Genomic DNA, 8,701 nt, shown 5'->3' on the forward strand with positions numbered 1-8,701 from the left:
GCCCTCGCGGCCGGGCCGGTCGTGCTCGACGGCGGCATGTCCAACCAGTTGGAGTCCGCCGGGCACGATCTGAGCGACGAACTGTGGTCGGCACGGCTGCTCGCGGAGCGGCCCGAGGCGATCACCGAGGCGCATCTCGCCTACTACGAGGCGGGCGCGGACGTGGCGATCACGTCCAGCTACCAGGCCACCTTCGAGGGGTTCGCCAAGCGCGGGATCGGGCGCGAGCGGGCCACCGAACTCCTGGGACTGAGCGTCGAGTTGGCCCGGGAGGCCACCCGGCAGGCGTCGGCGGAGGGGATCCGGCGGCCGCTGTACGTCGCCGCCTCGGTGGGGCCGTACGGCGCGATGCTCGCGGACGGCTCGGAGTACCGGGGGCGGTACGGGCTGAGCGTGGCCGAGCTGGAAGCCTTCCACCGGCCCCGGCTGGAGGTGCTGGCGGCTGCCGGGCCCGACGTCCTGGCACTGGAGACGGTCCCGGACGCCGACGAGGCCGAGGCGCTGCTCCGGTCGGTCCGCGGTCTCGGTGTACCCGCCTGGCTCTCCTACTCCGTCGCGGGTGACCGCACGCGTGCGGGGCAGCCGCTCGCGGAGGCGTTCGCCCTCGCCGCCGAGGTGGACGAGGTCGTCGCGGTCGGCGTCAACTGCTGCGTCCCCGAGGACGTGGACCAGGCGATCGAGACCGCCGCGCGGGTCACCGGCAAGCCCGTCGTCGTCTATCCCAACAGCGGGGAGACCTGGGACGCGGGGGCGCGGCGCTGGGAGGGGCGATCCTCGTTCACCTCGGACGAGGTCATGAGGTGGAGGCATTCGGGCGCACGGCTGATCGGGGGATGCTGCCGGGTGGGCCCTGACGCGATCTCGGGGATTGCGGGAGCGCTGCGTTAGCGGGAGCGGTGCGTCAGCGGGAGTGGTGCGCCAGCGGGTGCGGTGCCTCCGGGCGGTGCGGTGCGCCTTGCGCCCAGGGACACCTGTTTCTCCGGACACCGCTTCTTCCTGGATATCGGCGTCTGTGAGGATCCGTGGGTCCACGCGACCCTCGCCCCGGAGCGGCGGGACCAGCGGCGGCGTCCACACCGGCTGGCCCGCGTCGGGCAGGGCGGCCATGATGTCGTCCCAGACCCCGCAGTTGCGCCAGGTCTTGTAACGCGAGTGGATGCCCTTCCAGAGACCGAACCGCTCGGGCAGCTCCTCCCACCTCATCCCGGTGCGTGCCTTGTAGAACATCGCATCGAGCATGACCCGGCCAGGTCGGCAGTTGCGGTTGGGCGGCTCCCCCGCCTTCACGATCGGCTCGCCCAGGGCCCACGCCTCGTTGGTCAGCTCGTCCGGCACCAACCGCTGTGCAGCGGTGAACCAATCGCGCATCGAGCACGCCAGACCGAAACGCGGCTCGGGTGTCGTCGCCAGTGGTCCCCCCTCCTCTCCTCGCTCTCCAGGAGATGTCGCGGCACCGCTGATTCGCGGGTCGGCCGATCCGCCACTGCCCACTGCGACAAGTTCCCCTCGGACTGATCGAGAAGAGGGATCGGGGGTACACGGCCCCGCATGGCACCGAAGAACGATCACTCCAAGGTCCTGCGGGCGGTACGGCAGATGCGCCGCATCCGAGCCTTCTACGCGCTGGGTGCTCTTCTCTGGGCGGCGACCGCCGCATGGGGAGGCTGGCAGAACCCCGGCAGTCGGCAGATGTGGGTGCCTGTACTCCTGTTGGCCGTCTTCGCCGGTCTGCTGTCCGTGACGACCCTGTGGCTGCGGCAGCACCGGTCCGAGGGCGCCGGTCGGCCCGCCCACCACGCGGCCCCACGGCGGCCGGCCTTCCGTCGCCACGCGAGCGCCTGACCCGCGGACCTGCGGACCCGTGGCCCGCGGACCCGCGGCGGCGCTCGGCCGGACGCGAAGCCGTCGACGCCGGGGCCGACGCAGTCGCCCACGCACGGCGCGGGCGCGAGGCGCTGACGGCGTGCGCGGACTCCTCCGGCCGGAGCGCGCCGCTTGATGACACCTCCGGGTGACACCTCAGGAGGACGTCCTTCGAGCACGTCTCCTGGAGCCTCCTCCTGCGCCCTCCCAACTCCCCCAGGCGCACCGTGTGACACCGGGGGTTCGACGGCGCCGACACCCGTGGGAGCGGCGCCCGATGAGGGACCGCCCAGGGGGTAGTCGCTTGCCATGACTGTCTACGGATTACACGCCTCGCACGAGCAGATTCCGCCCGCGGATCTGCTCGACGCCGTGGTGCGCGCGGAGCAGGCGGGCTTCACCGCCGCCATGTGCTCGGACCACTTCTCGCCGTGGAGCGTGCGTCAGGGGGAGTCCGGTTTCGCCTGGTCATGGCTGGGCGCCGCTCTCCAGGCCACCGACCGGGTGCCGTTCGGTGTGGTGAACGCGCCCGGCCAGCGCTACCACCCCGCCGTCGTCGCCCAGGCGATCGCCACCCTCGCGTCCATGAACCCCGGCCGGTTCTGGACCGCGCTCGGCACCGGAGAGGCCTCCAACGAACACATCACCGGCGCGGGCTGGCCCCGCAAGGACATCCGCTCCGCGCGCCTGCGCGAGTGCGTCGACGTCATCCGGGCGCTGCTGCGGGGCGAGGAGGTCAGCCACGACGGGCTGGTGACCGTGGACCGGGCCCGGCTGTGGACGCTGCCGCCCGAGGAACCGCCGCTGGTGGGAGCCGCGTGCAGCACGGCCACCGCGGCCTGGTGCGCCGAGTGGGCGGACGGACTGATCACGGTCAACGCCCCGCGCGAACGCCTGCGCGAGATCATCGGCGCCTACCGTGACGCGGGCGGCCGTGGCCCCCTCCACCTCCAGGTGCACCTGAGCTGGGCGCCCGACGAGGCGGAGGCGCTCGCCCTCGCACACGACCAGTGGCGGACCAACGTGCACTCCCCGCCGGTCAGTTGGGACCTCGACTCCGCGGAACTGTTCGACGTCGTCAGCGAGCACGTCACCCCGGAGGCGGTGGCGCGCACGGTGGACGTCTCCGCCGACCTCGGCCGGCACGCCGCCCGGCTCCAGGAGTACGCCGACCTGGGGTTCGACGCGGTGATGCTGCACCACGTCGGCCGTGAACAGGCCGCGTTCATCGACGCGTTCGGCGCCGAGGTGCTGCCGCGGCTCGACGTGACCCGCCCGGTCCCCGCCACGGCCAAGGAGTACCGATGCGTCTGACCCGCACGTCCGACCTGTGGTGGAAGAACGCGGTGGTGTACTGCCTGGACGTCGAGACGTACCAGGACGGCAACGGCGACGGCATCGGAGACTTCGCGGGGCTCACCCAGCGCGTCGACCACCTGGTGCGCCTCGGTGTGACCTGCGTGTGGCTGATGCCCTTCTATCCCACGAGGGAGCGCGACGACGGCTACGACATCACGGACTTCTACGGCGTGGACCCGCGCCTGGGCACCCTCGGCGACTTCGCCGAGTTCGTCCGCACCGCGCGCGACCGCGGCATCCGTGTGATCGCCGATCTCGTCGTCAACCACACCTCCGAGGACCACCCCTGGTTCCGGGACGCCCGCTCCGGCCGGGACTCCGCCCACCGCGACTGGTACGTCTGGAAGGACGAGCCCCCCGAGGACGGCCCCCAGGGCGTGGTCTTCCCCGACGCGGAGGACAGCCTGTGGGAGTACGACGAGGGCAGCGGCCAGTACTACCTGCACCGCTTCTACAAGCAGCAGCCCGACCTCAACGTCGCCCACCCCGAGGTCCGTGACGAGATAGCCCGCATCATGGGTTTCTGGACCCAGCTCGGCCTGTCCGGCTTCCGGGTCGACGCCGTGCCCTTCCTGCTGGAGACCGACGGACAGAGCGACGCGGGGGAACTGCCCGACCCGCACGAGTACCTCGCCGATCTGCGTGCCTTCCTCGGCCGCCGCAACGGCGAGTCGGTCCTGCTCGGCGAGGTCAACCTGCCCTACGAGGGCACCGCCCGCTTCTTCGGCGCCCCCTCCTCGGACCGCGGCGACGAACTCACCATGTGCTTCGACTTCGTCGCGATGCAGCAGATGTACCTGTCGATGGCACGCCATGACGCCAGGCCGCTGGCCGCCGCACTGCGCGACCGCCCCGCGGCGCCGCGCGACGCCCACTGGGCCGTGTTCGTGCGCAACCACGACGAACTCACCCTCGACAAGCTCAGCGACGCCGAACGGGCCGAGGTGTTCGCGTCCTTCGGCCCGGAGAAGGACATGCAGCTCTACGACCGAGGGCTGCGCCGCAGGCTCCCGCCCATGGTCGACGGCGACCGGCGCCGCGTCGAACTGGCCTACAGTCTCCTGTTCACCCTGCCGGGCACCCCCGTGCTCTTCTACGGCGAGGAACTGGGCATGGGCGAGAACCTTGCCGCGGAGGGACGCCAGGCCGTACGCACCCCGATGCAGTGGACCCCCGAGAAGGGCGCCGGGTTCTCCACCGCCGAGCCGGCCGCCTACCCCAACCCGCTGGTGGAGGGCGCGTTCGGTCCGCAGAACATCAACGTGTACGAGCAGAGCCGCGACCCTGCGTCCCTGCTGAGCCGCATGCGTCTGTTCATCGAACGCTACCGGGAGTCCCCCGAACTGGCATGGGGTGACTACCGCTTGCTCACGACGGGGGAGGACGCCGTGCTGGCGCACGTCTGCCGTGCCGGCGACGGCACCGTGCTGGCCGTGCACAACTTCGCGGACCGGCCGCACACCGTGCGGCTGGAACTGACCGAGGCCGGATCCGGCGAACGGCTGACGGACCTGCTCGACGAGCGACACACCGGTCTCAAGGCGGGCGAGGACGGCATGTTCCACGTCGAGCTGCCCCCGTACGGCTACCGCTGGCTCCGCGTCGGCACCTCAGCGGACGACCCCGAAAGCATCGCGTCCGTCTGACCGGCCCATGAGCGGTGCCCAGGGCAGCTCTGCGACCGCCATGCCGGGCTGCGCGGTCCCTGGCCGGCTACGACAGCGTGCGCCGCGACCACGACCTGCACCCGCGCGCGCCACCGACCACGACCCCTGTGAGGAGCCGGGCGCCTCGCGGTGCGCACCGCGCTCGGGCGTGCCCGGAGTACCCGGGCGTGGCCGGCGAGGCCGTCGTCAGTGCCGCCGCGCGAGCCCCGAGCGCCGCAGCCGTCGTACGACCGACCGCAGCTCGGCGGTCCGCGCGGGCCAGCCCTCCACCGGTTCCGACACGGGGGCCGTCTCCTCGGTGGTCGGGTCCGCCGTCCAGACCGCGAAATCGTCGTCCCGAGGGCCGGACGCGAGATGGGGGTCACCCTTGCCGAAGATCTGCACGGGGTGTCCGGCGTCCCAGGGCCGCCAGCCGGGCTCGCCGTCGGCGGCGAAGCGCACCCAGGCCCCGTGCATGGAGTCCGCGAGCTCGGTGGGGGCGCCCTCTCCCGCGAGCTTGGCCGACTCGGGGGTGTTCCCGGTGTCGAAGACGAAGCCCAGCTCCAGGGCGTGGCAGGCGCCGAGCTGCGGCAGGTTCGAGGGCCAGGCGAACTCGTACATGTACGACGTGCCCGGCCGGCCCTCGGCGAGCCGGTGCAGGGGGATGCGGAGCAGGTGGTCGGTGACCATCTGGCCGACGATCTCGGCGGTGCCGGCGCCGGGGTGCAGGGCGCGGTAGCCGCGGACCACCTCGGAGCCGCAGTGGCAGCGGGCCATGGCACCGGCGAGGGCGACCGGACCGAGCCGGTCGACGCGCTCCAGGAGTCCTCCGGGGACGAGCCATAGGCGGTACTCCTCGCTGGTCCAGCCCAGCATCAGGTCGACGTCCTTCGCGACGCCGGCGGCCGGGTCGGTGAGGGCCTCCAGGGGGTCGCGCGGCACGAGGTCGCCGTCGACCACGATCCCGAACGCGGGACCGCCGAGGACCGGGCTGCTGAGCCGGCCCACCTCGGCCTGGGTGCGCAGCAGCAGGTCACGGTCGACCTCGGCGAAGGCCGCGGCCGTGGCGGGGACCTTCAGCCGGGTGGCCATGCGGCGCACCATCCGCCGTACCTTGTCCCGGTCGCCCGCCTCGGGCGGACCGCTCTGCAGGACCGCCCGCCGGAACAGGCCCTGCGCCTGGGGCGCGGCCAGCAGGGCGCCGGCGCTGATCGCGCCCGCCGACTGCCCGGCCAGCGTGACGCGCCCCGGGTCGCCGCCGAAGGCCCCGATCGCCCGGTGCACCCACTGGAGCGCGGCGAGCTGGTCGCGCAGGCCGGGGTTGGCGGGGGCGTCCGGGAAGAGGCCGTAGCCCTCGACGCCGAGCCGGTAGTTCACGGAGACGAACACGACGCCGTCGCGGGCGAAGGCGTGCCCGTCGTACACCGGCACCGCGGAGGATCCCCTGGTCAGGGCGCCGCCGTGCAGCCACACCAGGACCGGGAGCCGGGCTCCCGGTCCTGGTTCGGGCGTCCAGACGTTCAGGTTGAGGCAGTCGTCGCCGGGCACGAAGGGGTCGGAGAGGTACTGCGCGAAGGCGTCGGAGTACGGCGGTTTCGGCGCCGTCGGCCCGAAGTCGACCGTGTCGCGCACTCCGTCCCAGGGCTCGGGCGGCTCCGGCGGCCGGAAGCGGCGGGGGCCGAAGGGCGGGGCCGCGTAGGGGATGCCCCGGAACACCGCGACCCGGTTCTCGTACCGGCCGCGTACCGCTCCGTACGGCGTGCTGACCACGGGATCCGCCTGGACTGCTGCCATCCGCCGGCCTCCTCACCGCGCTACTGCACCGTGAACAACAGAGCACCACATCCCGGCCCGGTATTCCGGTGCGGAGGACGGCTCGGCCGCCACTTGGCGTACATCGGGGTGCCGAAGCCGAGCCGACCGAAGTCTCCGCTGGTGGATGCGCCGTGGCCGCCGCCTCCGTTCTCGGGGCGGCGAGGCCGTCGTCCGTCTGTGCCCCTGGCCGGGGCCGGACCCCTGCCACTGGCCGGCGCGCAGCCGGCGGAGTCGGCGCACGGGTACGGCACCGCGTGGCGAGGGAGGCGTGTCCGCGCGGGAGCCGTGACCCGCGCGGGAGCCGTGACCCGCGCGGAACTTCAAGCAGGTGCCGGCCCGGTCCTGCCTGACGCTGTCCTCGTCGAGGATGCCGACGGCGAGGAGGGCGGCACCCGTCGGGGACACCGACCTGTCCGGCCGGCACGAGCGGTTCGCCGGCGAACCGAGGTTCCCGGCAGGCGGCCGCCGTCGGCGTCGGCACGGAAAGCGCCTTCACATGCCGGACCACGATGGGGCGGGGTGGCTCGATTCCGGTGGGCGGGCGCGGACGGCGCATGCACGCCCGCGGGGCCGGAACCCAGACCTCACCCGGCTCTCCGACGACCACGGCCCCGGACTCCGGTTCACCGGCGGGATGGCCTGAATCCACGTCGTGGGACTGGCGGTTGCGGCCTGCGCGGCCTGCTTCCGCGGGCCCGTCCGAGCTGCGGGCGGCGTTCGGGGTTTCGAAAGTCGTGCGGACCTGGAGACCGGCGAAGCCCGGCCTCTTCCCGACTTCAGCGGGCGAACCTAGGGTAGGAAGCGCTTACTGTTTCCGCGCTGGTCGAAACTTTCATGGCCCTCGGGCGGGCCGGAGAGGTGGTTCCCGATGGTCCGCACGGGAAGTGCGAGCGTGGCGGCCGGTCCCACGCTGGCGGTCGTGGCCCGGGAGGCGGGCGTGTCGGTGCCGACCGCCTCCAAGGTGGTCAACGGCCGTGAGGACGTGGCTCCCGAGACCCGTCGCCGGGTCACCGAGGCACTGGACCGGCTGGGTTATGTCCGCAGACCGAGGTTCGACGCGGCGAAGTCCTCGGGGCTGGTCGACCTGGTCCTGAACTCGCTGGAGACGTCCTGGTCGGGGGCGGTGCTGCACGGCGTGGAGTCGGCCGCCCACGACGCGGGCCTGGAGGTAGTGGTCTCGGCGGGGCTGGCCCGGAACCGGGCGGGGCGCCCGGACCGCGGCTGGATGGACAAGCTCACCGCACGCGGCTCCTCCGGCGTGCTGTTCGACCTGGCCGAGCTGACGTCGTCGCAGTACGGCTGGCTGGACCAGCACCGCATCCCGTACGTCCTCATCGACCCGGTCCTGGAGCCGCCGCCGGGCGTGGTCTCGGTGGGCGCGGCGAACTGGCAGGGCGGGGTGACGGCGACCGAGCACCTGCTCGCGCTGGGCCACGAGCGCATCGCGGTCGTGGCCGGCCACCAGCGCAGGATGTGCAGCAGCGCGCGCGTGGCGGGCTACCGTTCCGCGCTCGCCTCGGCGGGGACACGGCAGCGTCCCGAGTACGTGCGGCACGCCGGCCCCGACGCGGGCGCGGCCCGCCGGCGCATGCTGGAACTCCTCGATCTGGCCGAACCGCCCACCGCGGTCTTCGTCTGCTCCGACCACATGGCCCTCGGCGTGTACGAGGCCCTGGCGGAGCGGGGCCTGCGGGTTCCCGAGGACATCAGCGTCGTGGGTTTCGACGACCTCCCCGAGGCCCGCTGGACCACTCCGGCCCTCACCACGGTCCGTCAGCCCCTGTCGGAGATGGCGGCGACGGCCCTGCGTCTGCTGGTCCGCATGATGGACGGCGACCGCCCGGAGAGCACCCGGACCGAACTGTCGACACGGCTGGTGGAGCGGGCGAGCACGGCCCCGCCGCGCGTCTGACCCGGCGACCGCTGTAGAGGCCACCCACCGCCGGATCCGTTCAGCTTCGGTCATCCGTGGGCGGGGGGAACTGGCCGGGGCGGACGGGCGTCGAACGTTGCGGCGG

At 73.1% G+C, this 8,701-nt stretch carries 6 protein-coding genes and 1 pseudogene; 5 read left to right on the forward strand and 2 right to left on the reverse strand.

Annotation, left to right across the window (positions count from 1 at the left end; translation table 11 throughout):
• Positions 1–888, forward strand: an 888-nt coding sequence (gene mmuM, locus AOJ26_RS18685; RefSeq protein WP_053849457.1) for a homocysteine S-methyltransferase, incomplete at its 5' end; no start/stop codon positions are given.
• Positions 889–1,116: 228 nt separating this feature from the next.
• On the opposite strand, the pseudogene AOJ26_RS44410 reads toward mmuM, so the two are convergent.
• A pseudogene (locus tag AOJ26_RS44410) lies at positions 1,117–1,368 on the reverse strand (transposase); the annotation flags it as partial.
• Between the two features lie 180 nt (positions 1,369–1,548).
• On the opposite strand from AOJ26_RS44410, the gene AOJ26_RS18690 reads away from it, so the two are divergent.
• From AOJ26_RS18690 to AOJ26_RS18700, 3 genes are all read left to right on the forward strand, one after another.
• Positions 1,549–1,842, forward strand: a complete 294-nt coding sequence (locus AOJ26_RS18690; protein WP_053849458.1) for a hypothetical protein — start codon at positions 1,549–1,551, stop codon at positions 1,840–1,842.
• A gap of 330 nt (positions 1,843–2,172) precedes the next feature.
• Positions 2,173–3,177 (forward strand): TIGR03885 family FMN-dependent LLM class oxidoreductase, encoded by a 1,005-nt coding sequence (locus tag AOJ26_RS18695; protein WP_053849459.1) that lies wholly within the window; start codon positions 2,173–2,175, stop codon positions 3,175–3,177.
• Positions 3,168–4,868, forward strand: a complete 1,701-nt coding sequence (locus AOJ26_RS18700) for an alpha-amylase family protein (protein ID WP_053849460.1) — start codon at positions 3,168–3,170, stop codon at positions 4,866–4,868. Before AOJ26_RS18695 ends, AOJ26_RS18700 begins: the two co-directional genes overlap by 10 nt.
• A gap of 207 nt (positions 4,869–5,075) precedes the next feature.
• Here the strand turns inward: AOJ26_RS18700 and AOJ26_RS18705 are convergent, their stop codons facing one another.
• Complete coding sequence (locus AOJ26_RS18705; protein WP_179200369.1) at positions 5,076–6,662, reverse strand: carboxylesterase/lipase family protein; 1,587 nt, start codon at positions 6,660–6,662, stop codon at positions 5,076–5,078.
• Between the two features lie 889 nt (positions 6,663–7,551).
• On the opposite strand from AOJ26_RS18705, the gene AOJ26_RS18710 reads away from it, so the two are divergent.
• The gene (locus AOJ26_RS18710; RefSeq protein WP_053849461.1) at positions 7,552–8,595 is read left to right on the forward strand and encodes a LacI family DNA-binding transcriptional regulator; all 1,044 of its coding nucleotides are present in this window, start codon (positions 7,552–7,554) and stop codon (positions 8,593–8,595) included.
• Positions 8,596–8,701: the final 106 nt, after the last annotated feature.

Origin of the sequence: Streptomyces sp. NRRL B-24085 (assembly GCF_001282115.1) — a bacterium.
Taxonomy (GTDB): domain Bacteria; phylum Actinomycetota; class Actinomycetes; order Streptomycetales; family Streptomycetaceae; genus Streptomyces.

Excerpts from the sequence above, each read along its gene's own strand:
- AOJ26_RS18690 (WP_053849458.1), top strand. The coding sequence starts at position 1,549 with ATGGCACCGAAGAACGATCACTCCAAGGTCCTGCGGGCGGTACGGCAG.
- AOJ26_RS18695 (WP_053849459.1), top strand. The coding sequence starts at position 2,173 with ATGACTGTCTACGGATTACACGCCTCGCACGAGCAGATTCCGCCCGCG.
- AOJ26_RS18700 (WP_053849460.1), top strand. The coding sequence starts at position 3,168 with ATGCGTCTGACCCGCACGTCCGACCTGTGGTGGAAGAACGCGGTGGTG.
- AOJ26_RS18705 (WP_179200369.1), bottom strand. The coding sequence starts at position 6,662 with ATGGCAGCAGTCCAGGCGGATCCCGTGGTCAGCACGCCGTACGGAGCG.
- AOJ26_RS18710 (WP_053849461.1), top strand. The coding sequence starts at position 7,552 with ATGGTCCGCACGGGAAGTGCGAGCGTGGCGGCCGGTCCCACGCTGGCG.